This is a genomic window from Limnospira indica PCC 8005, assembly GCF_000973065.1.
GTDB classification, from domain to species: domain Bacteria; phylum Cyanobacteriota; class Cyanobacteriia; order Cyanobacteriales; family Microcoleaceae; genus Limnospira; species Limnospira fusiformis.
On sequence record NZ_FO818640.1, the window covers coordinates 5,142,322 to 5,165,451 of the forward strand.

Genomic DNA, 23,130 nt, shown 5'->3' on the forward strand with positions numbered 1-23,130 from the left:
ATTTACGCGACATTTTTCCGGTTGTTCCCGGACAATGCGACGATAGCACTATTACCCGTTAAGGTAACAGAGGCGGTATCCCGCAAAGCTTTTAGAAAGATTCCAAAAGCACCGTTCCAGTCCCGTGGTAGAGTGAACCCGCACTCAGGACATCGGAACACTTTTGAGCCACCTAGCTGGGAATGGACATGACCACAGTGAGTACAGGTTTTGCTGGTGTATTCTTCGGTCACATCTACAACTGTTCAGTTATTTCCGCTTGATGTCTCAGGGTTAGTTTGAATCGATAATGCGCCCATGTCAGCATGGCTCGGGCAGTCTTAGACCTGATTAGACGCTTCACCTGACTGGCCATATTGGAAGTCTCGAAGGTGGGCCTAAAAATCAGGCTGTGTTATGGGATGGTCAGGGATGCGACCCAATCAACCAAGGGGTTGAAGTCCTCACCGGGTAGTTATTTCGCCCATTTCAGCTCTATTTCATACCCGAAGGTCTCGCAGTTATGGGCGAAAGGGAAGTCGCCTTTCCCAACTCCAATTCAAAACCGTGCTTGATACTTTCACATCACACGGCTCCTAGTGTAGATACCCTATTGTCACAAGGAACAGGGTTACAAACCCCCGCTTTATGATTCCGACTTTTGGAACTTATTAATACGACTCGTAGTCTTTAAACTCGCTCACGTCATATTATTCCTACTTGCCGCCGTCTCTATATCCACACCGTGACTAGTGGGCATATCCCAACCATTACAGTTAGGCATTGGCTTTCAGTAACATCCTTTCCCCTTATAGGGTTAGGGGTCGAGAGTGAAGTCACCTTCACCCTCTCCCATTCAGAACCGTGCTTGATAGTTTCCCATCACACGGCTCCTGGTGTGGATACCCTATTTGTCAAAGGAGCAGAATCAAGAGACCTGCTTTCTACTTCGATGTTCAGAGCTATATGCACCACGTAGTCTTTAAACTCGTCCTCGCCATTATACTCTTACTGACCGCAGTATCTATATCCCCACCGTGACCTGTGGGCATATCCCAACCATGACAATTGGGCTTTAGCTTCTGGTCACATCCTTCACCCTCTAAGCATGCGCTTACATTTTTCACTACTGCCTTGTGAATAGCATTACTCACTTGTTTATAGGCAGAGCATTAGAGGGGTTACAACGTTCCGATTATATGGGCATTCCATCGTTAGATTTGTCCTCTCCGCCGGGGTACTTTTAAAGGTCTGTGTAGGTAGTCGCACGAACCCCCTACTTTTCCCCTTGCCCTTTTGAGCGCAGCGTGTCAACCTATTTCGCTGCTAGTGTATTACGATGGTTCAAGTCGGACATTCGGTCTTCCTAATCATAGATGGTTGGCAGTGGTCGCGTTTTGGTAGTAGGTTCTACCTCACGCCTTCCGTTCCCCGCTTCAATCCTGGAGTTATGATTTCCAAAACTGGGGGTGGCTATCGCCGTTACTCTCTACTCCCTGATTTCTCAGTTCGTTTATGACCTTGAGTTCCCTGCCTTGCTTAGTTCCCTAAGCGTCGGGACATATAACCAGTTATGAGGATAGTCAGGAGAGGTCTCCTTATATCCAGATTCGGAGCTGGAATCCTCACCGGGTAGTTATTTCGGGCATTTCAGCCCTATTTCATACCCGAACGTCTCGCACCATACGCTTACACTTATCACTACTCCACAGGTACATCCTGCCGAGAGCCTAAAAAGGGGTTTAAACGTTCCGTTTATATGGGCATTCCATCTTTAGACTTGTCCTTTCCACCGGGGTACTTAAAAAGGTCTGTGTAGGTGTTGTATGGAAAACCCTACTTTTCCCCTTGCTCTTTTGATCGCAGCGTGGCAACCTATTACGCTACTCAATAATGACGATGGTTCAAGCCAGACATTCGGTTTCCCTAGTCATGGATGGTTGGCAGTGGTCGCATTTGGTAGTAGGTTCTACTTCACGCCTTCCGTTCCCCGCTTCAATCCCAAGGTTGTGTATCCTGAAACTGGGGGTGGCTATCGCCTTTACTCTCTACTCCCTGATTTCTCAGTTTGTTTATGACCTTGAGTCCCCTGCCTTGCTCAGATTTCTCCAAGCGTCGGGACATATAAACAGTTATGGGATGGTCAGGGATGTGAATCCCTTATATTCCACCAAGGGGTGGAAGTCCCACTAGGAGGCTATTTCGGGCATTGCATCCCTATTTCACTCCTAAACGTCTCGCACCCATACTTGGTATTGTAGCGCATCGCCCTAATTGGTTCAACTAATCTGCGATTAAATTAAGCTCTTATAATTCTAGTTTGCTTTAGTTGAGGACCAACTCCCAATTTATTCTGCTGTCGCGGCCTGGGGTTCTGAGGTTGGGTTTTCTGACTGTTCGCGACTGGCCAAAACTTCCCCGTTGAGAGTAATTGAATCAATCATCAATCGGGTTACTTCTTGGCGGTGGCCACGTTTTTTGCGGGTTTTCTTCTTGGGTCGCATTTTATATACAATAACTTTGCGATCGCGGAAGTGCCGCACAATTGTCCCCTCAATGATCGCCCCAGCTACTAGAGGCTGACCGATATGGACGTTACCATCATGCTGAACCAGCAGCACTTTCTCGATGGTTAGTTTTTCATCTTGATCTACTGGTAGCGATTCAACATCGTAGAACCTACCCGGTTCTACCCGCACTTGTTTACCGCCCGTTTCAATAATTGCGTAAGTCATGGAATTGCTTAGTAAAGTTGCCGTACAGGTAGCCAACAGTAGACGATCGCCTGTTTGTTTATGGTTGCCATTTCCACAAGGCGCGATCGCTCACCACTAGCATTTAGCAATATCTGAACCTGATCCGAGCCAGATTTAGACAGACAATCTCTTATTATTTCATATTCCATCACTGTTTGTCAAGCACCATTAACCCTATACCAGCAATTCTCATTTTGGAAATTCAACTGCTATCGGGTGGGATGTCTAACTCGAGACCCTCAAGCATAAAGGTCAGAAGGTGGTCCCAACTGTCGAAGTACAGTCTGGGTAAGCGCGCGCAAATCATTAAAGAAGGTTTGGCGGGTAGGTATAGCACAAGACAGAACACTTAGGACGTATAATGGAGAGGACGAGATGACTAAGAAGACCAAAAATGCCAGCCCCCTATAGTTACGACCTCAGACAAAAAGTTATTGATGCCATTGAACTAGACGGTATGCCCAAAACAGAAGCCAGTCAAGTTTTCCATGTCAGCAGGAACACCATTAATCTCTGGCTGCAAAGAAAAGCACAGACCGGAGACTTCCTCCCTAAACCTCATCACCGACCTGGCAATAACCACAAAATTACCGACTGGCAGAAATTCAAGGCTTTTGCCCAAGAGCATGGCCACAAAACCTCCGCTCAAATGGCTGAACTTTGGGATGACGACATCTCTCCTCGCACCATATCCAGAGCCTTGAAGAAAATTGGCTTCACCAGAAAAAAAACTTACGGCTACCAAGAACGTTGGAAGCAACAGCGAGAGGAGTTTATGGCTCAGATTGAACAGATGGAGCCGGAAAGAAGTGGTCTACCTCGATGAAGCCGCCATGAATAGTCAGGACTCGGATTACCCTTATGGTTACTGCGAGGAAGGAAAACGCTTCCATGCACTCAAATCAGGGAAGAGGCAGGGCAGGGTAAGTATGATAGCCGCATGGTGTCATCAACAACTCTTAGCTCCCTTTAGCTTTGAGGGTTGTTGTAATCGGACAGTGTTTGAGTTGTGGTTGGAGTTCATCTTAATTCCAACATTGAAGCCAGGTCAGACTCTAGTATTGGACAATGCAACGTTTCATAAAGGGGGACGGATTGCTGAACTGGTGGAGGCAGCTCAATGCCGTTTACTCTATCTACCACCTTATTCGCCAGACCTCAACAAGATAGAGAAATGTTGGTCGTGGCTGAAAGCCCGTATTCGCCACTGCATTGAGCAGTTTGATTCTCTCCATGATGCCATGGATTCCGTTCTCAAAGCTGCGTCCTAACCACCTTGACTAATGCTATATATCCACACCGCGACCTGTGGGCATATCCCCACCATGACAATTGGGCTTTGGCTTCTGGTCGCATCCTTCACCCTCAAAAGGGTAGGGGTCGAAAGGGAAGTCACCCTCCCCAACTCCCATTCCAAACCGTACTTGAGACTTTCACCTCATAGGGCTCCTGATGTGGACACCCCTTTGTCATGGGAACAGGGTTACGACCCCCTGCTTTGTATAGCACTAGTCAATAAGGTTAGGACGCAGCTTTGAGAACGGAATCCATGGCATCATGGAGAGAATCAAACTGCTCACGTGCAGTGGCGAATACGGGCTTTCAGCCACGACCAACATTTCTCTATCTTGTTGAGGTCTGGCGAATAAGGCGGAAGATAGAGTAAACGGCATTGAGCTGCCTCCACCAGTTCAGCAATCCGTCCCCCTTTATGAAACGTTGCATTGTCCAATACTAGAGTCTGACCTGGCTTCAATGTTGGAATTAAGATGAACTCCAACCACAACTCAAACACTGTCCGATGACAACAACCCTCAAAGCTAAAGGGAGCTAAGAGTTGTTGATGACACCATGCGGCTATCATACTTACCCTGCCCTGCCTCTTCCCTGATTTGAGTGCATGGAAGCGTTTTCCTTCCTCGCAGTAACCATAAGGGTAATCCGAGTCCTGACTATTCATGCCGGCTTCATCGAGGTAGACCACTTCTTCCGGCTCCATCTGTTCAATCTGAGCCATAAACTCCTCTCGCTGTTGCTCATCACGTTCTTGGTAGCCGTAAGTTTTTTTTTCTGGTGAAGCCAATTTTCTTCAAGGCTCTGGATATGGTGCGAGGAGAGATGTCGTCATCCCAAAGTTCAGCCATTTGAGCTGCTGTTTTGTCGCCATGCTCTTGGGCAAAAGCCTTGAATTTTTCCCAGTCGGTAATTTTGTGGTTATTGCCAGGTCGGTGATGAGGTTTAGGGAGGAAGTCTCCGGTCTGTGCTTTTCTTTGCAGCCAGAGATTAATGGTGTTCCTGCTGACATGGAAAACTTGACTGGCTTCTGTTTTGGGCATACCGTCTAGTTCAATGGCATCAATAACTTTTTGTCTGAGGTCGTAACTATAGGGGGCTGGCCTTTTGGGTCTTCTTAGTCATCTCGTCCTCTCCATTATACGTCCTAAGTGTTCTGTCTTGTGCTATAGTTTGCAAAGACTCCTACTTTTCCCCTTACCCTTTTGGGCGCAGCGTATCAACCTGTTTCGCTGCTTACTGGTTACGATGGTTCAAGTCGGAACATTCAGATTTCCTTAGTCATGGATGGTTGGCAGTGGTCGCCTTTGGTAGTAGGTTCTACTTCACGCCTTCCGTTCCCCGCTTCAGTCCCAGGGTTGTGAATCCTAAAACTGGGGGTGGCTATCGCCGTTACTCTCAACGCAATTGTTAAGGAATCATTAAGATTTCTAATTTAGCGTTTTGACCTTGAGTTCCCTGCCTTGTTTTGTATAGCATTAGTCAAGGTAGTTAGGACGCAGCTTTGAGAACGGAATCCATGGCATCATGGAGAGAATCAAACTGCTCAATGCAGTGGCGAATACGGGCTTTCAGCCACGACCAACATTTCTCTATCTTCTTGAGGTCTGGCGAATAAGGTGGTAGATAGAGTAAACGGCATTGAGCTGCCTCCACCAGTTCAGCAATCCGCCCCCCTTTATGAAACGTTGCATTGTCCAATACTAGAGTCTGACCTGGCTTCAATGTTGGAATTAAGATGAACTCCAACCACAACTCAAACACTGTCCGATTACAACAACCCTCAAAGCTAAAGGGAGCTAAGAGTTGTTGATGACACCATGCGGCTATCATACTTACCCTGCCCTGCCTCTTCCCTGATTTGAGTGCATGGAAGCGTTTTCCTTCCTCGCAGTAACCATAAGGGTAATCCGAGTCCTGACTATTCATGGCGGCTTCATCGAGGTAGACCACTTCTTGTGGCTCCATCTGTTCAATCTGAGCCATAAACTCCTCTCGCTGTTGCTTCCAACGTTCTTGGTAGCCGTAAGTTTTTTTTCTGGTGAAGCCAATTTTCTTCAAGGCTCTGGATATGGTGCGAGGAGAGATGTCGTCATCCCAAAGTTCAGCCATTTGAGCGGAGGTTTTGTGGCCATGCTCTTGGGCAAAAGCCTTGAATTTCTGCCAGTCGGTAATTTTGTGGTTATTGCCAGGTCGGTGATGAGGTTTAGGGAGGAAGTCTCCGGTCTGTGCTTTTCTTTGCAGCCAGAGATTAATGGTGTTCCTGCTGACATGGAAAACTTGACTGGCTTCTGTTTTGGGCATACCGTCTAGTTCAATGGCATCAATAACTTTTTGTCTGAGGTCGTAACTATAGGGGGCTGGCATTTTTGGTCTTCTTAGTCATCTCGTCCTCTCCATTATACGTCCTAAGTGTTCTGTCTTGTGCTATACTAAGAGATGAATCAGATCGGGGATTTGGCGCGCGACAGAAGATTGATCTCGGGTGGGGGGGTCTTAATACTAATGGAGGCTTGATGCTAATTCTGGCTTATTTGCTGCGGACGAGTCTGGAATGGCGCGGAGCCGAAATTAATTTAAACTTAGTTGTACCCGACGAAACAGCAGCCGTAGCAGCCCATACCAATTTGGCTAAAGTGGTTGCACAGTTACGCATTGGGGCTAAACCCCAGGTGATTGTGTCTCAAGGACAACCTTTCCCGGAAATTCTACGGTCTTCCTCTCAGGATGCCGATTTGGTATTTTTGGGTATGGCTACCCCCAAAGAGGATTTGCAGTACAGTAAATATTACGAGGGACTCCAGAAAATGGCTACGGGATTACCCGCTACAATTTTTGTGTTAGCTGCTCCTGATTTTGCCTTCTCTGAGGTGTTACAAAAAGATTAGGTTCACTTTTTTTTCAACCAGTAGTCTGAGGTGTTATGGGGCTGAACTTTCAATGGTCTAGGTTCAAGTTAGCTGTACTTTCGGCGATCGCATTGGGGACTCATATTGCGATCGCTACCCCAGTGAAGGCAGCAGAAACAATTATAGTTCGCCAAGGGATTATGTCTCTCTCTCTGGCAATCGAAGATTTAGAAACATTAGCCAACACCGGAAAAGTTCCCCCCGGACTCCGAGGTTATGAGCTGTTTCTGTCCCCCCAACAAAAACAACAAGTCCTGGGAGTCTTAAATTCTCAAGTAGGTATCCCACCCACCGCCGTCAGCAATTTACTGACAACCCAAATTGGCGAAAACATCCTTGACGAAATTGCCACCATTACCCGCACTCAGGACCCCCAAACCCGAGGCGCAGACATTAAAACCGCCCTATTAGAAGCAGCCGAAAGCGAGTCTGGGTTATCAATACTAGGGTTTTTACAAAGCTACCCTAACCCAGAATTGAGAATTGATATCGATGTCGCCTTTGATGTATTTAGTCGCCTCAACCGTTCTTTTTGGCAGACTCAGCAGTTTATGGTGGAAATAGTCCAACAATTAGGACCCACAGATGCTAATTTAACCCTCCCCCTAGACCCCACCCAACCGGGTCCTCACCAAGTGATCACCACTACCCATACTTTTGAGGATACAGCCAGAAACCGCACCATTGATGTAGATATTTACTGGTCAGAAGCCGTAACCAGCGATCGCCCTGTGGTACTGTTTACCCATGGTCGCGGTTCCGTTCGCAATGAATTACAATATGTAGCCCGCCACCTAGCATCTCACGGCTATGCTTTCGTCACCTTAGAACATCCCGGGAGTAACCAGACCTATATTAACCAAAATCTGGCAATGCAACCACAGGAGTTGTTAGAACGTCCCCAGGATATTAGTTTTGTTCTCGATCAGTTAACTCAACTAACGCAAACTGGTGGAGTTATAGAACGTAGCCTTAATCCTAACCGCGTTTTAGTGATTGGTTATTCCCTCGGTGGTGGTACAGCTTTAACTATAGCTGGGGGAGAGTTTCAACTCGACTCCCTACGCCGACGCTGTCAGCAGGACGCAATCACTTTAAGTTCAGGACAAATTACCCAATGTATCGCCACTGAACTACCAGGCGATCGCTATCGGCTATATGATCCCCGCATTAAAGCAGCGATCGCCCTTAATCCTACCGCATCGTTGCTTTTTGGTGAAACCGGACTAACTCAAATCCGAGTTCCCACCCTCATTTTCTCCACCTCCGCCGATAAACTCACCCCCGCCTTATCCGACCAAATCGCCATATTTCCCCAAATTCCCGCCCCCAAATGGTTAGTTGGGGTTTTGGGAGGAACCCACCTCAGCGCCAAAGACCCCGATTTTGTCTTAGATCAATCCCGCGTTCCCAGGACACCCCTATCTGGTGATGAGGTAGCAGGTATCGCCGCCGCCGATATCCAAAACTATGTAAAAGCCTTTACCCTAGCTATGGCTGCACAACTGACACCAGAAGCCGAAAAATATCAAGTTTTTCTTACCCCAGAATACTTTGAGTTTATTTCTACCGATGCCTTTCCAGTGCGGCTACTCACGGAAATTCCCGAACCCATGCAGGTCCTGGTTGATTCATTTCTGGAAAACCAGTTACCGTGAGATATTCCCGACCCTGACTCTACCCCCACGAGGGGAGCATGATTTAATCTCAAATTAGGTTAATATTTTAGGGCAATATGGTATAAGAAGCGAGAAGAGTTGAGGATAAACCTATTGCCAGATATGTCAAACCCAAGGAAGCCGCCCAAATCCTTGGAGTCCATGAAAGAATACTCCGCAGATGGGACAAAAATGGCTCAATCGAGACCATCAGAACCCCCGCTGGGCAACGACGATACAACGTTGAGTGATATACTGCCAAATCAGGCAGTGACAAACGCAAAGTCGTTATCTATGCCAGAGTTAGTAGCCGCGCCCAGCAGTCAGACCTCAACCGACAGGTGGCCGCACTGTCCAACCTCTACCCCGAAGCAGAAGTCGTCTCAGAAATCGGAGGCGGGCTCAACTTCAAGGGAAAGAAAATGCTGGCCTGACTGGGACATCATTTGTCAGGAGATGTCCGCATGGTTGTCGTTGCCCACCAAAGTTCCGAAGAAAAACTGGAAATCGTCCATATGACCATTGACGAATTGACCGATAATGGCTATGTCTTTATTGGTATGGACCACTTTGCCAAGCCGGGAGATGAGTTGGCGATCGCCCAACGCCAAGGGGAACTTCACCGCAACTTCCAAGGCTACACCACCAAACCCGACTCTGAACTCTTTGGTTTCGGCGTCACTGCTATCAGTATGCTGCACGATGTTTACGTGCAGAATTACAAAGGATTGAAAGATTTTTACCGGTCCATTGACGAGAACCAAACCCCCCTTGAGAAGCTTGTCAAACTCGCAGAACCGGACAATCTCTTACGCCGGGAAGTCATTATGGAATTGATGTGTCACTTCCGCCTCGACAAACGAGAAATTTCTCAAAAACATGGCATTGACTTTGACGAGTATTTTGCCCTAGATTTGCAGATGTTACAAGAGTTTGAAGATGATGGCTTAGTCATCAATGGCTGTGATATAATCGAAGTGACACCGAGTGGGCGTTTGATGGTTCGGAACATCGCCTACTGTTTTGATGCCTATAGCCGCGAGCGGAAACAACAGCGATTCTCCAAGTCGATTTAGAGTCTAACTTTTTATTCTAAATTGCCATTAGGGCGACCCAAGTAGGTCGCCCTATACTTTTATTTACTTGAATCACAGAAACGGGTGAACAGAGCACCAAGGGTTGTCTAAACCAAAGGTAGGTAAGCCTTAAGACTGCATTGATTTAATCCTAAACAACAAATCAAACCAAATTTCCTTAAGACTCAGCTAAACTGTCATCGGATTGATGGCACAGAAGCAAACTGGCTAGCTTTTCATCAAGTTCTGATTGTTCCAATAAACCAGCCTCTATAACCAGTTTCTCCAGAGCCGCGTACCAACGATGATAATAATCCCAAGTTGGGTCATCCAACTGATGCTCAGATTCCCAAACACCAATCGTATCAATCAAGCTTTGGCGAAAATCCTCCCATTCATAGTGTCCTTTTTTGGACAAGGCGATCGCTAAGGCAAAGACAACTTGTTCCCAGCTACGGTTGAAGGCTAGTTGGCCATTGTCCCGTGGGGGAGACTCATCACTTCCCATCAAACTAGATGCGGCGAAATGCTCAAATCGAGTAAACATAGACTATTCAGGCACATTGTAAGAAGACCAACAGAAATCACCGAAGATAGTTAAAAGACTTAAAGAGAATATCAACGGTCACACATCAGGGGTAGAAAGACTGACTCCTAGCCTAGACTGACTCTAAGCTTAAAGCTAGGAAACCCCAAGTATCGGGTCATCCTAACTCTTAAACCCAGCAGTTCCTTAAGGTGCCGTTACCTTAGCCACACCCATCATTGATTCTGGAGTAACCAGAGCAGCTAGCTCCGCTTCACTTAAGTGATCGGTTCCGGGAGGTTTTTCAGGTAAAACCCACCAGCGAATTTGACCACTACTGTCCCAAACACGAATATCCACAGAATCGTCTAAATCTAGACCAAACTCTTTGAGAACTGTCCTAGGCTCACGAGCAGCTCTCGCTCGGAACGTTGGATCTTTATACCAATAAGGCGGCAACCCCAGAGTGGGCCAAGGATAGCAAGAACACAATGTACAGACAATCAAGTTATGAACCGAAGACGTGTTCTCAGCGACTCGCATGTGTTCTCCTTCAGCTCCAGACATACCGGTTGTCATCCCGGCAACCTCACAGGCTGCATTACAATCGTTGATCAACAGCTCCTTGAAATCTGGATCAACCCAAGCCTTGGCAACCAGCTTTGCACCATTAAACGGCCCCATTTTAGAATCAAAGTATTCCAAAACCTTATTAACCGTTTCACTGCCAATAATGCCTTTTTCAATCAGCAAAGCCTCAAGGGCCCTGACTTTGGCTGCACTCTCCAACTCACGATTTGAGCTGTACTTAAATTGCTCATCTCCAGGAATTGACATGGGTATTTTACCTTCTAGACTACTAAATGAATCCTAAGCAGCAATGAGATAGATCTCAAATAAATCGGCGTAAAACGTAGAGCCAGGTTCAGCTAACGTCTCTCCCCAAATATCCTTTGGATCGAAGCGAACGCTGTAACTCGGTTGAGCGGGTCCCAAACCATCTGACGGCCCAGGGAAATAGGCGTAGCAGCCTTCGTACACTAGATCAATAATGCCAGGTTTCCCCCGTAGATGACCGGGGAGCCGGGTATGTTCGGCCAGCGGCATATCTTTGACCATCACAGCATCTCCCACGGCAAACTTCGGCTGGACAGCTACATCCCGTTTCGGTGAGTCTCCTAATTCCAAATATTTGATTACCTGATCATCGATGGTAGCACTGTCTTTCTGGGGAAGTGGACTTGGGTCAACATTGCCTTCCTTCATGTAAAACCGAGTTTTCTCATTGAGTTCTTCTTGGGAAATGTAGCCCTTTGTGACAAAAAACTCCGAGATACCGCCCAACCATTTTTCGTAATAGCGAAACTTAAAGTATTCTAAAGGATTCATGGCTTCTGCCCCCCGCCGCAAATCAGCCCAAGTCCAAATATCTTGAAATGCCGTGGGAACCTGCTCAATAGGATAGTCAGGCAGCGCGTCTTTGAGGTGGGAACTCAGACCCATCATAGCAGCGTGAATCCCAAAAATACGCTTTTCCCAAGGCTCAACAAAGACCTTTTTCTGGACATCTACTGGGCCAAGTCCTTCTAATCCTCCGAGAAAATGCTGTAATTTCATGATTTTCTAATCTCCTTTTTTTAGCAAAATATACAAACCTAAACCTGGACGTCTCCTGCAAAAAATAGGTCAAAACCCTCTAGAATACCAGTCCTATTGAATGGTAACTCAAAAGCGATTCAAGGCATCATTTACCGTCTCACGTTATCTGGAAATTCCCCAGAGGATGCTGCCACGGGAACTGTTGTCATGGCTTTAGCCCAGGCTTCTGATAGATAGCCAAAGATGTTGCCCAAAATCATAGCTGCGATCGCGATTAAAACCGGATTGTTCGGTAGGGTACCTGTCAAGGGTAGCCCAGTGACGGCAACCGTGCCAACGGTCTGGGAGAATCCCCAGACAATGGCGGGGGTGATACCATAGGTAAAGGGTAGCTTGGAAGCTTGAACCATGGCGGCACTACCGATACCGACACAGATGGCAGCAACCAAGGGATTGGGACCGATTAAATCAATCGCGAGGAGAGAAATTGCTGCGATAATAATGCCTGTAACATTACAGGAAACAGACTTAATAAATCCCTGAACACCGCCACCTACGATAAAGAACGATGCCCAAGCCGTAAAAGTAACCCAAACCGGAATAGGAATCACCGTGGCAGTCAAAAAGACATCAATGGCGCCAAGAATTCCAATGCTAATTGTTAAAGCTTCAGACTGTTTCATATTAGTTTTGGGGTTCTATAAAACATTCATTAAAGCCATGCCATAGTTCAGACTCATCTAAATTACGGCCAATAAACACCAACTCGTTACGCCGTACTTCCCCGGGCTTCCAGGGTCGGCCCGGACGGCCATCCAAGGTCATGTGAACTCCTTGGAAGACAAAACGGCGATCTTCATCATCCATATCTAAGATTCCTTTCATACGGAAGATATCAGGACCCCGGGCCTGCACGAGCTGATAGAGCCAGCGATTGAGCTTTTCACCATTAACGACGCCAGATTCCTGAATGACAACTGAGGAGACAGTTGGGTCATGTTCATGGGCCTGTTCATCTAAGAACTCTGGATCGATACTTAGGGCATTCTTCAAGTCAAATGCTCTCACACCCAGAACTTTGGTTAGTGGTAGTTGGCAATGTTGGGTAGAATGGATTTTGGCGACCGCATTCATACCTCGGATTCGTTGCTCTAACTCCTCTAGGATGGGAGGTGACACCAAGTCAACTTTATTGAGTAAAATAACGTCAGCAAAGGCAATTTGCTCCTGGGCCTCGCTACTGTCCCAATGCTCCCAAATATATTTAGCATCGACAACGGTAACAATAGCATCTAGAAACAGGTAAGACCGCATGACCTCATCGACAAAGAACGACTGGATTACCGGAGCTGGGTCCGCCAGTCCAGTGGTCTCAATCACCAAATAGTCAAAATCCTCTGAGCGTTCCACCAAATTGGTAACGATGCGAATTAAATCACCACGCACTGTACAGCAGATACAGCCGTTATTCATCTCAAGGATTTCTTCATCTGAATTTAAAACCAACTGATTATCAATACCGATTTCACCAAACTCGTTGACGATAATAGCGATCCGCTTTCCATGCTGAGCTGTTAAAATATAATTTAGTAAAGTTGTCTTTCCAGCCCCCAGGTAGCCAGTCAACACAGTTGTCGGAATTCTCTGCAAGTTCTTGCCGCTTTTTTTCATGTCGTAACTGTAAACAACAACACAACGGAAAATGCCAGGCTTGATGAATCTTCACTCAACAAACTATAATGATTTTAGGTCTGATATTTTGCTATGTCTTCGATGTTGAGGATAGAGTACGAGAAGCCTTAAAAACTGTATATTAGACAACAAATCACCAGGTACTCCCTCGAAGAAGATGGGATGATGAATCTCCCCAGTCCCCGAAAAATTAGACAAGCCGTCCCCCGCCTTGCAACAAGACCTTGAGTTCTTCAAGATGGATGTGGAGCGGATTCTCAACTCAGCTCCCTCTTAACCCCCATTTACCGCAACCTCTCCACCTATCTTTATGAGTAAACCTGTCTATCCCGGCGAAATCTTCCCCAATACCCAGGACTTTGACGAGGGGATTCGCACCCTTCTTCCTCGCTATACCGAGATGCTTGATAGCATCGTTCGCTGTGTTCCCGCCGACTGTGCAACAATTATCGATCTCGGCTGTGGAACTGGAGAGTTAAGCCGACGACTGTTAAAACGCTGTCCCCAAGCGCAAGTTCTCGCCATCGACTACTCGCCGCGTATGCTGGAATTTGCCCAACAGAAAATCACCCAGGCCGGTGATAACAAGCGTTGGGAGCCAATTTGCGCCGATTTCGGTGACTTAGCCTCGCGCCATGAGGGGGATGTCGCCATTGAAGGGGCCCAAGCCTGTGTCTCATCCCTGGCCATTCACCATCTCAGCGATGAGATGAAACAAACCCTGTTTAACTGGGTGTTTCGTATCTTAGAGCCGGGGGGATGTTTTTGGAATGCTGACCCCGTGGTTCCCGAAACTCCTCACCTCAGAGAGGTTTATCAGTCTGTGCGTGAGGAATGGGCCCAGAAACAAGGGGAGGCGATCGCCGCCACCCGCGCTAAAGTGGGTGAGAGTGTTCCCCAAGGCCATTCAGGACAAGACCGCTTAGCCAGTTTGCAACGCCATCTCCAGATGTTAACCTCAGCCGGTTTCCAAGATGTCGCTGTTCCCTGGAAGTATTTTGGCTTTGCGCTATTTGGCGGCTACCGGGGAATCATGGATAAATAAGATTAGGGGGTTGACAAATACTCCTAATTATGTATTTAGTGCTTCCTCATCCGGGTCAATACCTAACTCCCGCAAGCGCGCCGCCAGACGCTCGGCCCGCTGACGTTCTTGCTCGGCCCGCTGACGTTCTTGCTCAGCGAGCTGATGTTCTTGCTCGGCTCGCTGACGTTCTTGCTCAGCTCGCTCCTCGCCATGTCGCAGTAAATTCCCCTGACTATCCCACCAACGCAGCCAGGGGAATTCCATATTGCCATAGCGTCCAGTCCAAATGCCTAACTCAACCCCCAACTCAGAAATGGGGAAGTGGCCCCGTTCATTAGCCGGAATCAACTCGTAGTGATTGCGGACTAAGCCATACACCTCAACCGTGGCACGTCGCACCTCGTAAATCGCGTAGTACGCCGGACGAATCACCGTTTCATAGACCCAAAATTTGCCCGTCCAGGGGGTTTTATCCCGTTCCTCAGCTCCCGTCCCTGAGACAAACTCGATAACAATCTGGGGGGGGATATGTTCTTGCCAAAGGACGTAGGAACGCCGCGCTTGTCCGTCTAACGTGGCAGGAACGTTCGGGACATAAAACCAATCGGGAGAGACGGCACCCCGGAGGGAAGGATCGGTGATGCGCCAGTAAATTCCGCTATCTTGACCGATACAGTAATCTCCCTCGGGATGTTTGGCGTTGAGGATAGGGAGAATCGAATCCGTGAGGAGAATGCTTTGCGGATGTTCTTGAAAGTTTTTCACGAAGGTTCCATCCTCACAGGGAAGTTGGGTGTGATCCGGTAAAGGAGTAAAGGTTTTTGTCCAATCTTCCGAGGAAGTTTCATCGTCACAGGGGAGGTGGGTGTGATCCGGGAAGGAGGTCGGGTTTTTTTTGACGGTCATGGCGCACAAGGGAGAAGGGCGACACTTCTAATGTAGCATTGCTGTCAGGAGTGGGTTTTCACCCATCGCGCCTCGGTGCAAACTCCCGTCAGGGGACAATCCCAGGGTTCAACGGGGAGTTGGGGGAGATAGGCGAACTCGAATTGCCTGCATGGGTCAAAGAAACACCCGGCCATATTCGGCAGAATGCTATCTTTGATGCCTATCTCGCCTTTTCAGCCAGTCCTGGCGCCAGGTTTAGGAGCTGTCGGGATAGTTCTCAAGCCATCAAGTTTAACAATGCTAATTTCTCTTCAGGGAGTTGGTATCCAAGACTAACGAAAGGATTAACTTTCATGGTTTCCGAAGCTATCCCTAAAACTTGCGGGCAAGGGACTCAGTTGGTGTTTACCAAAGGTCGATGGTTGGCGATTTTCCCTGAACCAGTTGCCGTTACCCCAACTGACGCTACTGGCGTAATTGCATTAGACCCGGGCGTCCGAACTTTCATAACTGGGTTTGATGGTTCACGATTTCTGGAATTGGGCTCCGGGGATATTGGAGGCATTACTAGGCTATGTCAACATTTGGATGATTTGATGAGCCGAATCGCCAAGGAACCCTGTCGTTCAAGAAGGCGACGGATGAGGCAAGCGGATCAACGAATGAGAACCAAAATCCGCAATCTAGTTGATGAAGCCCACAAACAAATTGCTCACTACTTGACTCACAACTACAGTATAATTTTTCTGCCGACCTTCGAGACTTCCAACATGGTTGCCAAGGTGAAGCGTCTAATCAAATCCAAGACTGCCCGCGCCATGCTGACATGGGCGCATTATCGATTCAAACTAACCCTGAGACATCAAGCCGAGATAACTGGAACCACAGTTGTAGATGTGACGGAAGAATACACCAGCAAAACCTGTACTCACTGTGGTCATGTGCATTCCCAGCTAGGTGGCTCAAAAGTGTTCCGATGTCCGGAGTGTGGGTTCACTCTACCCAGGGACTGGAACGGTGCTTTTGGAATCTTTCTAAAAGCTTTGCGGGATACCGCCTCTGTTACCTTAACGGGTAATAGTGCTATCGTCGCATTGTCCGGCCATAGCCGGATAAATGTCGCGTAAATGTATCAGGGGGCTTTCCGGCTAACAGCTAAACCTTACCAAAATGGTAGCTAGTGTGAGCCCCATTAGGGTAGAGAAAAGTGCAAACCACAGAGACATCAGGGTTATAAGCAATTAGCATCTCTTGCAATTTCATCTGTTTCCAATCGGATAGCATGGAATCAAGACTACTCATGGGACGATATTGGAATTGCCATTCTTCCAACTCTGTCGAGTTATTCTCCAACTGGCGCAACAGCACCACTGTTCCTTTTTCCCCACTGTTTTTATAGCCGCGATCGCCGATTTCCGATATTTTATCGGCATTGGCTTCAATCACGTAAAACTCCTGGGAGGGTTGGAAGCTCCGTGATTGATCACGGAGAGGAAAACCGACTCAAGCGGCTGACCGCCGCCAGCACCCCCTTGCGGGGTGGAGGGGTATGGTTGCCCCTCCATGGAGCTATGGTTGGCTCCGACTCCCTTGCGGGGTAATGTTTGCGCTTGCGCTAACGCGCACGCTGCGCGAACGCCAATGTTCAGAGTCGGTACTATCCAAATCGCACGTCCTTAACCCCTTAGAGATGTTTAACGATTCGGTTCTAGGGCCTGGAACTAGCACGCATTCCAGGGTAGGAACTTTAACTCTTGCTCTGAACGGAGCCAGTTAAGGCTTAAGCTGGTCAGCTACCTGAAAGGGGGGCACGAAGCCCCCGTGCTTCAGCCGGGGGTGCTGACTGCAATTTGTTGTTCGGGAGTTTCTAAAACATCAGCCATAGTAATTCGCGATCGCCTCATCAGATCATCGAAGCCTTGCCCCTGGTAGGACTTAGGCTCGTAAACCCAGCCAGCACTGACCGTGCGGGGTGCTGAAAGGTTAACATAGAACTATCATCAGGAAACCCGAAACCGGAAACAGGGAAGAGGCATTCCTGGCATCTACCGTGAGATATAGTACATTGGCTATATCTATATTCCACCAATGTCAGTAACCCCACTAAATCTTAGCCCCAATCAGTTAATATGACTCCTAAAAAAATTCTCGGGCTGATAGTGTTCGCCCTAATTGTTACCTTTATTACCTCTGCTGATGGTTTTACCTTCCTACCCGACCCAGTGCGGGGCGCTAGTAAAACCAGCCGCGAATTTTTAATTGGGCTGGTTCCCGACTGGCTAACCCCCCGTAATTTCAACGAAGAACGGGAAAGGGATGTCGAACAGTTACAGAATACCACGCCAGCCAATAGCGGTAATTAAGGCAAAAAGTCAGCCGAGCAATAACTGAGGGACTCTCTCCCCCAGAGTATCATTAGGCTTTCTTTTTCAGCCAGCTAAACATCGCCCGCAGGTCATGACCAACTTCTTCGATAGGATGTTCGGCTTCCTGGCGGCGCATGGCGGTAAACCCGGCTTTACCAGATTGATTTTCTAACACAAACTCCCGCGCAAACTGACCTGTTTGGATCTCTTTGAGGATCTGACGCATTTCTGCGCGGGTCGCATCTGTAATTACACGGGGGCCGCGAGTATAATCTCCATATTCAGCCGTATTGGAGATACTATCGCGCATTTGAGCCAAACCACCCTCAACCACTAAATCTACAATCAGTTTCACTTCGTGGAGGCATTCAAAATAGGCTAATTCCGGCTGATATCCCGCCTCTACAAGGGTCTCAAATCCAGCTTTGATCAGCGCACTTAAACCACCACAGAGAACCGCCTGCTCGCCAAATAGGTCGGTTTCTGTTTCTTCCCGGAATGTGGTTTCTAAGATGCCACCACGAGTGCCACCAATACCTTTAGCATAAGCCATAGCGCGATCGCGGGCTTGTCCTGACGCATCTTGATAAACCGCAAACAGACAAGGAACCCCCTGTCCTTCTTCATATGTACGGCGCACCAGATGTCCGGGACCTTTGGGCGCTACCATGATCACGTCTACATTCTCTGGGGGGACAACTTGACCAAAATGGATATTAAACCCGTGGGCAAATGCTAGGGTTTTGCCTTCGCTGAGATTGGGTTCGATTTCGTTTTTGTAGACGGTTTTCTGCACTTCATCCGGCAGCAGGATCATAATTAGGTCGGCAATTTTAGCCGCTTCATCTACCGGATAAACTGTTAAACCAGCATCTTTGGCTTTAATGGCTGACTTACTCCCCGGATATAGCCCGACGATGACGTTCATGCCACTATCTTTAAGGTTAAGGGCATGGGCATGGCCTTGGGAGCCATAACCGACAATTGCAATGGTTTTACCTGCCAATAGATCTAGGTTGGCATCGGCATCGTAGTACATACGGGCCATAATCCGGGTTCTCCTTTTCAAGTCGTGTGTAAGGGGTACTTGCAAAACTTAAATCATATCATGGTTGCAGACCTAGTGGCATATATAATCCTGGCTACTATTTTCGTGGCTACTCAAAGCCGTCACCTGATAGCTTGGACAGATTTATCATAGATTTCGGGCAGAATACCCCATCCTTCTTGCCAGGTGGGGATGAATGCCCGACCAATATGCTCAATCCGATAGCACAATATACAAAACTGAACTTAACTTTTTGAATCCAATTCGATTGGCTCTAGGGTTCAAAGATTTCGTGATTACGTCTAAGCGGCAAAAATTCCCTAATCCTCGTTATTTTCAAGGTTCATTAAGACGCTGAACCATTCGACAAAGGAGGCTCAGTCGAAAATTTAAAGACTCTAATCACCGCTATAATAGAGGGTTAGACTGGCTAAAATTTACGCAAAAATGGCTAATCAACGATTAAATATTCCATAATAATTAGTCGCTAATTAAGGTGCGATAACCAAGCCATTTGTTACGAATACTTAAACAGTAAAGCCATGGTGAATCGGGATTTTGCTGAATATATTGTAACGTTTTTAGAATACCAATGGGAGTTATAAGGCTGCGAAATTTACCGAGCATATAGATTTTCAATTGCCCAAAAATATTCGATTAATGGGTATATAAAATAATATTTAACTCTATCAAATAGAGAAGGAAATTGTCCGTAATGCCATACATCTCATGATAGAGAGATTAATGCTTGTCTAAACCTTTGGCAATTTGCCGAGTTGAAAAGAGGGCAGGAAGTGTGCGAATCTACGCCTAACCAGACAGTTAAAAGGCGATCCTATCAAGAACGCTAGTTCTTGAGGGTAGGAAGCCCGACCCTCAACGTGGTAGTGTGGGGTACTTCATGTAAACATCTTTTACAAATTGTTAAATATCCGGGATCAATCTTGTTACATCATCTTAAATAGGCGATCGCTCAAAACTCTTGCCAACAGTAACTTAGGGTTTTTTTTGCTCAAATTTTGGCCGGGATTTGTTATTAAGTCTTGTATCAGGGTCTTGCTGTGAAGGGCAAATCTGAGTTTCAATTAGAAGTATAACCAACCATTTGCGGGATGGGAGTTGTTAAAGCCTCCAACCCAGAGTCAGCACCCCCGGCTGAAGCACGGGGGCTTCGTGCCCCCCTTTCAGGTAGCTGACCAGCTATAGCCTTAACTGGCTCCGTTCAGAGCAAGAGTTAAAGTTCCTACCCTGGAATGCGTGCTAGTTCCAGGCCCTAGAACCGAATCGTTAAACATCTCTAAGGGGTTAAGGACGTGCGATTTGGATAGTACCGACTCTGAACATTGGCGTTCGCGCAGCGTGCGCGTTAGCGCAAGCGCAAACATTACCCCGCAAGGGAGTCGGAGCCAACCATAGCTCCATGGAGGGGCAACCATACCCCTCCACCCCGCAAGGGTTCAACCTTTACCAACCCCGCAGGAGCTACGCTTATGGCTATCGAATGGGCAATTTCGGGGGTATTTAACCCGGCTCAATTGCTGCTCCTATCCCAACCCACCCACAAGGGGATGGTGTTTCTCGGAGGAAGATCATGAAAAAACCTTCACAGTTGACACGGCTGATTTGGGATTTCTATCGAGAAAACGAAGCCGAATTGCAACAGCTTAGACCCTTGGGACAGTGTAAAGTCTATAGGCGGTGGGGTGTTTTGCATATTCAGTGCGTGAACAAGGACATCGCAGAGGCTGTGAAATCTTCCCGATCGCTAATTCAGGAACCTGTTGTTCTGATGCGACTGGCTCATAAAATTAAAATATCCGTTAAGAATACAACGGTGGCTGTGTTTGATGTTAATTGGGACACTATCATTGCCTAGAACCTTTTGGCAACCCATAATCTAGTCCCTACGGTCATCGGATTGTAGGGACTTTGTTTTTTTCACAATTTTTTCTCAAATTTCCCGGAGTGCTTCATCTGTGACGGGAATAGGAAAAAGTAGATGCACCCTGATGGTTTTCCCCTGGCTTCGGCTGGGGGATTTTTTTGCCAAATAGTGGACGGTTGCCAATTTTAAGGCGATCGCCACCTTAACCGAGCGATCGCCTTCATCAACATCTCAAATGATCAGCAGCTTTCCATCTATTAGGTGGGAACAGGTGAGAAACCATTATTATCACCTATCGATTGAGAAGCATTAGCCGATTTTTTGCCGTTGCGTAAATCCTTTTGAATGGAGATAGCTTTTCCCAAAGAAGCGATCGCCTCCTGATATTTTTTCAGTCGGGACAATAAAGCGCCCCTGTGTCGCCAACTTTCCGCATGATCTGGCTTCAAAGCAATCGCCGTATCAAAACAAGCGATCGCATCATCATGTTGTTCCATTTTCTCTAAACAGATTCCCCGTTGACACCAAGCCTGATAAGCATCTGGCTGTAAAGCAATCACCCTATCCCAATTAGCCAGCGCCTGTTCATACTGTTTTAAAGCCGTTAAAATCTCTCCTCGCCCCATCCAAGCCTCATAGCTATCCGATTTAAAGCTAATAGCCCGATCATAACAAATTAAAGCCTCTTCATAACGTGCTAATTTTACTAAAACTCCCCCCTGAGAAATCCAAAGTTCTGGATCCTTAGAATTCAGAGATATCGCCTGTTCATAGCAAGAAAGCGCCTCCGAATATTGATGAATGTGACATAAAGCCATCCCTCGATTTGCCCAAATATCAAACTGACCTGGATTAATTTGAATCGCCCGATCATAAGATGATATGGCTTCCTGATAGCGTTTTAATTGACTTAAAACATTCCCGCGATTATGCCAAGTTTCATAATGATTTGCTTCCAGCATAATCGCCCGATCATAAGACTCTAAAGCCTGCTCATACTTCTGAAATTTACGCAGTAAAGCCCCCCGATTGTGCCAAACCGCATAATCATTAGGCTCAATCTTTAACGCCCGATTATAGGCTTCCAGAGCCGGGGAATAGCGTTTTAACCGCACCAAAACATTACCCCGATTATACCAAGCATCTGAGCGCTGAGGCTGAATTTTTAAAGCCCGATCATAACACTCCAAAGCCTGCGAATATTGTTGTAGGCGCACCAAAGCATTACCCTTTTGATACCAAGCCTCATCTAAATCAGGGTTAATTTCCAAAGCGCGATCGCAAGCTGCGATCGCTTGTTTATATTGACGTTCATTAATTAACGCTTCCCCCTTTTTGAGGAAATCATCCGCAATTAAAGGCTGAGAAGTGGGGGGATGCTTAGGAGGTAATGGATGATTAGATGTAGATTTCGAGGGTAGTTGAGACATAGGCGGCGCAGGAACTGGTACCCCTGGGGGCTCCACCTGTTCCATTGTCTGATTTCTATAATTTTGCAGCTCCATCATCATCTCTTGTACCTGTCTCAGATACTGTAGCTTCAGATGTTCTAGTTCTTGAATAGAAGCCTTAGAAGCCTCAACCTCTTTTCTTAAAAACTGAATAGACTTTTGTGCTACTCTCACCTGAATTTCTAAATCTTTAACCAATTTTTTAGATTGATAATTAGAAGATTTTAGTTGTGATTCTAAACCATCAAACTTATCTAATCTTTTGTTAGTTTCCGTCACCAACTCTCGAATCACCAAGCGCCGCACTAACCAGAAAAACATCAAAGTTAAAGTGGGCGACAAAGTAGAAATTAACAGCAAAGTATTAAGTAATATAACCGTGTAGCCAAATTCAGAAGTACCCACAGAAGGACTCACCTTCGCCACTGACAAAGCTGGGGAAGCTGAAGCTATAAATACCACCTCATCTGTTGTTAATGATGAATCCTCGGCTAATTCTGGCTGACTCCAAGTTTCCGGGGCGCTAACAGTCGCAGTAAGTTCAGCTTGGCTAATTTCGATATCAATTTCATCAACCAAATTTTCCGTATCAGAAACCGGATTATAACTAGATGTTACATTAGGGGCAGCAGTTGCCTGATTTACCGATTCGTTAGCTGCAAGCGCAGTCAGAGTCAACAGTGTTAGGGTCGATAGCCTCATGGATATAACTCACTCTTGCTTGATGATTAGGGGGATGGATAACGGATAGCTCAATAGTGACTCCCCCCCGGTTTAATATCCTTTAAACTCAGGCGGAGTGTCTTAGCTAGTTCATAATTACGCCCCAATTTTTGCAGGTCAGGAAATTGATAGCTATAATCTAGGGAGTGGAGGACTGGTTAAGAGCAAATCCTGTTCATAACCCATCATCAAAGTTTCTGGTAGCCATAGCAGCCCCGAACCCCCAGGAAAAACTATTGATTCGGATTTTATAT

The 23,130-nt window shown here is 46.9% G+C and carries 20 protein-coding genes and 4 pseudogenes; 10 read left to right on the forward strand and 14 right to left on the reverse strand.

Translation table 11 applies throughout. The features are described from left to right. Positions 1–2: 2 nt before the first annotated feature. The 3 genes and pseudogenes from XZ46_RS30855 to XZ46_RS35585 all read right to left on the reverse strand — a co-directional run. Positions 3–391: pseudogene (locus tag XZ46_RS30855) on the reverse strand (zinc ribbon domain-containing protein); the annotation flags it as partial. A gap of 1,936 nt (positions 392–2,327) precedes the next feature. After that, complete coding sequence (gene rplU, locus XZ46_RS22695) at positions 2,328–2,714, reverse strand: 50S ribosomal protein L21 (RefSeq protein ID WP_006623310.1); 387 nt, start codon at positions 2,712–2,714, stop codon at positions 2,328–2,330. A gap of 8 nt (positions 2,715–2,722) precedes the next feature. Beyond that, positions 2,723–2,884, reverse strand: a complete 162-nt coding sequence (locus XZ46_RS35585) for a hypothetical protein (protein WP_006623311.1) — start codon at positions 2,882–2,884, stop codon at positions 2,723–2,725. Between the two features lie 245 nt (positions 2,885–3,129). Here XZ46_RS35585 and XZ46_RS30870 point away from each other — a divergent pair. Then, a protein-coding gene (locus XZ46_RS30870) for an IS630 family transposase (protein WP_006667970.1) occupies positions 3,130–4,006 on the forward strand; the annotation gives its coding sequence in 2 pieces (ribosomal slippage) (positions 3,130–3,540 and positions 3,542–4,006; 876 coding nt in all). 250 nt (positions 4,007–4,256) lie between these two features. On the opposite strand, the pseudogene XZ46_RS33345 reads toward XZ46_RS30870, so the two are convergent. Both XZ46_RS33345 and XZ46_RS22720 read right to left on the reverse strand, forming a co-directional pair. Further along, positions 4,257–5,095 (reverse strand): annotated as a pseudogene (locus XZ46_RS33345) (IS630-like element ISAtsp1 family transposase). Between the two features lie 424 nt (positions 5,096–5,519). Further along, positions 5,520–6,395: an IS630 family transposase gene (locus tag XZ46_RS22720; RefSeq protein ID WP_048895262.1), complete on the reverse strand. Its 876-nt coding sequence runs from the start codon at positions 6,393–6,395 to the stop codon at positions 5,520–5,522. Between the two features lie 53 nt (positions 6,396–6,448). On the opposite strand from XZ46_RS22720, the pseudogene XZ46_RS22725 reads away from it, so the two are divergent. From XZ46_RS22725 to XZ46_RS34760, 4 genes and pseudogenes are all read left to right on the forward strand, one after another. Continuing rightward, positions 6,449–6,916: pseudogene (locus XZ46_RS22725) on the forward strand (amino acid permease); the annotation flags it as partial. 35 nt (positions 6,917–6,951) lie between these two features. After that, positions 6,952–8,595, forward strand: coding sequence for an alpha/beta hydrolase (locus XZ46_RS22730; protein ID WP_006623314.1), 1,644 nt, complete (start codon positions 6,952–6,954; stop codon positions 8,593–8,595). A gap of 113 nt (positions 8,596–8,708) precedes the next feature. Continuing rightward, a pseudogene (locus XZ46_RS34755) lies at positions 8,709–9,026 on the forward strand (MerR family DNA-binding transcriptional regulator); the annotation flags it as partial. A gap of 33 nt (positions 9,027–9,059) precedes the next feature. Then, a complete protein-coding gene (locus XZ46_RS34760) occupies positions 9,060–9,671 on the forward strand; it encodes an oxygen-independent coproporphyrinogen III oxidase (protein ID WP_008054579.1) in 612 nt (203 codons plus the stop codon). 178 nt (positions 9,672–9,849) lie between these two features. Here XZ46_RS34760 and XZ46_RS22740 read toward each other — a convergent pair whose 3' ends face one another. The 5 genes from XZ46_RS22740 to XZ46_RS22760 form a co-directional block, all read right to left on the reverse strand. Next, complete coding sequence (locus XZ46_RS22740; RefSeq protein ID WP_008054575.1) at positions 9,850–10,218, reverse strand: nitrile hydratase accessory protein; 369 nt, start codon at positions 10,216–10,218, stop codon at positions 9,850–9,852. Between the two features lie 186 nt (positions 10,219–10,404). Then, complete coding sequence (nthA, locus tag XZ46_RS22745; RefSeq protein WP_008054568.1) at positions 10,405–11,034, reverse strand: nitrile hydratase subunit alpha; 630 nt, start codon at positions 11,032–11,034, stop codon at positions 10,405–10,407. Positions 11,035–11,067: 33 nt separating this feature from the next. Continuing rightward, positions 11,068–11,814, reverse strand: coding sequence for a nitrile hydratase subunit beta (gene nthB / locus XZ46_RS22750; protein ID WP_008054567.1), 747 nt, complete (start codon positions 11,812–11,814; stop codon positions 11,068–11,070). A 131-nt stretch (positions 11,815–11,945) separates the two neighbouring features. Next, positions 11,946–12,479 carry a DUF1097 domain-containing protein gene (locus tag XZ46_RS22755; RefSeq protein WP_008054566.1) on the reverse strand — a complete coding sequence of 178 codons (534 nt, stop codon included), beginning with the start codon at positions 12,477–12,479 and terminating at the stop codon, positions 11,946–11,948. 1 nt (position 12,480) lies between these two features. Next, positions 12,481–13,467, reverse strand: a complete 987-nt coding sequence (locus XZ46_RS22760; RefSeq protein WP_008054565.1) for a CobW family GTP-binding protein — start codon at positions 13,465–13,467, stop codon at positions 12,481–12,483. Positions 13,468–13,798: 331 nt separating this feature from the next. Between XZ46_RS22760 and XZ46_RS22765 the strand changes: the two genes are divergently transcribed. Then, positions 13,799–14,533 carry a class I SAM-dependent methyltransferase gene (locus XZ46_RS22765; protein ID WP_008054562.1) on the forward strand — a complete coding sequence of 245 codons (735 nt, stop codon included), beginning with the start codon at positions 13,799–13,801 and terminating at the stop codon, positions 14,531–14,533. A gap of 27 nt (positions 14,534–14,560) precedes the next feature. Here the strand turns inward: XZ46_RS22765 and XZ46_RS22770 are convergent, their stop codons facing one another. Continuing rightward, positions 14,561–15,421 (reverse strand): Uma2 family endonuclease, encoded by an 861-nt coding sequence (locus XZ46_RS22770; protein ID WP_008054560.1) that lies wholly within the window; start codon positions 15,419–15,421, stop codon positions 14,561–14,563. Between the two features lie 128 nt (positions 15,422–15,549). Between XZ46_RS22770 and XZ46_RS22775 the strand changes: the two genes are divergently transcribed. Then, on the forward strand, positions 15,550–16,530 hold the full coding sequence (locus tag XZ46_RS22775; RefSeq protein WP_046318539.1) for an RNA-guided endonuclease InsQ/TnpB family protein: 981 nt from the start codon (positions 15,550–15,552) through the stop codon (positions 16,528–16,530). A 28-nt stretch (positions 16,531–16,558) separates the two neighbouring features. On the opposite strand, the gene XZ46_RS22780 is transcribed toward XZ46_RS22775, so the two are convergent. Continuing rightward, complete coding sequence (locus tag XZ46_RS22780; protein ID WP_046318535.1) at positions 16,559–16,849, reverse strand: hypothetical protein; 291 nt, start codon at positions 16,847–16,849, stop codon at positions 16,559–16,561. On the opposite strand from XZ46_RS22780, the gene XZ46_RS37040 reads away from it, so the two are divergent. Beyond that, the gene (locus XZ46_RS37040; RefSeq protein WP_071533556.1) at positions 16,822–17,004 is read left to right on the forward strand and encodes a hypothetical protein; all 183 of its coding nucleotides are present in this window, start codon (positions 16,822–16,824) and stop codon (positions 17,002–17,004) included. The genes XZ46_RS22780 and XZ46_RS37040 overlap by 28 nt on opposite strands. 528 nt (positions 17,005–17,532) lie before the next feature. Further along, positions 17,533–17,766, forward strand: a complete 234-nt coding sequence (locus XZ46_RS22785; RefSeq protein ID WP_006623317.1) for a hypothetical protein — start codon at positions 17,533–17,535, stop codon at positions 17,764–17,766. A 52-nt stretch (positions 17,767–17,818) separates the two neighbouring features. On the opposite strand, the gene ilvC is transcribed toward XZ46_RS22785, so the two are convergent. After that, entirely contained in the window at positions 17,819–18,817 is a 999-nt protein-coding gene (ilvC, locus tag XZ46_RS22790; protein WP_006623318.1) for a ketol-acid reductoisomerase, read from the reverse strand. Positions 18,818–20,408: 1,591 nt separating this feature from the next. Here ilvC and XZ46_RS22795 point away from each other — a divergent pair. Then, the gene (locus XZ46_RS22795; protein ID WP_006623321.1) at positions 20,409–20,693 is read left to right on the forward strand and encodes a hypothetical protein; all 285 of its coding nucleotides are present in this window, start codon (positions 20,409–20,411) and stop codon (positions 20,691–20,693) included. Positions 20,694–20,959: 266 nt separating this feature from the next. Here XZ46_RS22795 and XZ46_RS22800 read toward each other — a convergent pair whose 3' ends face one another. Next, a complete protein-coding gene (locus tag XZ46_RS22800) occupies positions 20,960–22,855 on the reverse strand; it encodes a tetratricopeptide repeat protein (RefSeq protein ID WP_008054622.1) in 1,896 nt (631 codons plus the stop codon). Positions 22,856–23,130: the final 275 nt, after the last annotated feature.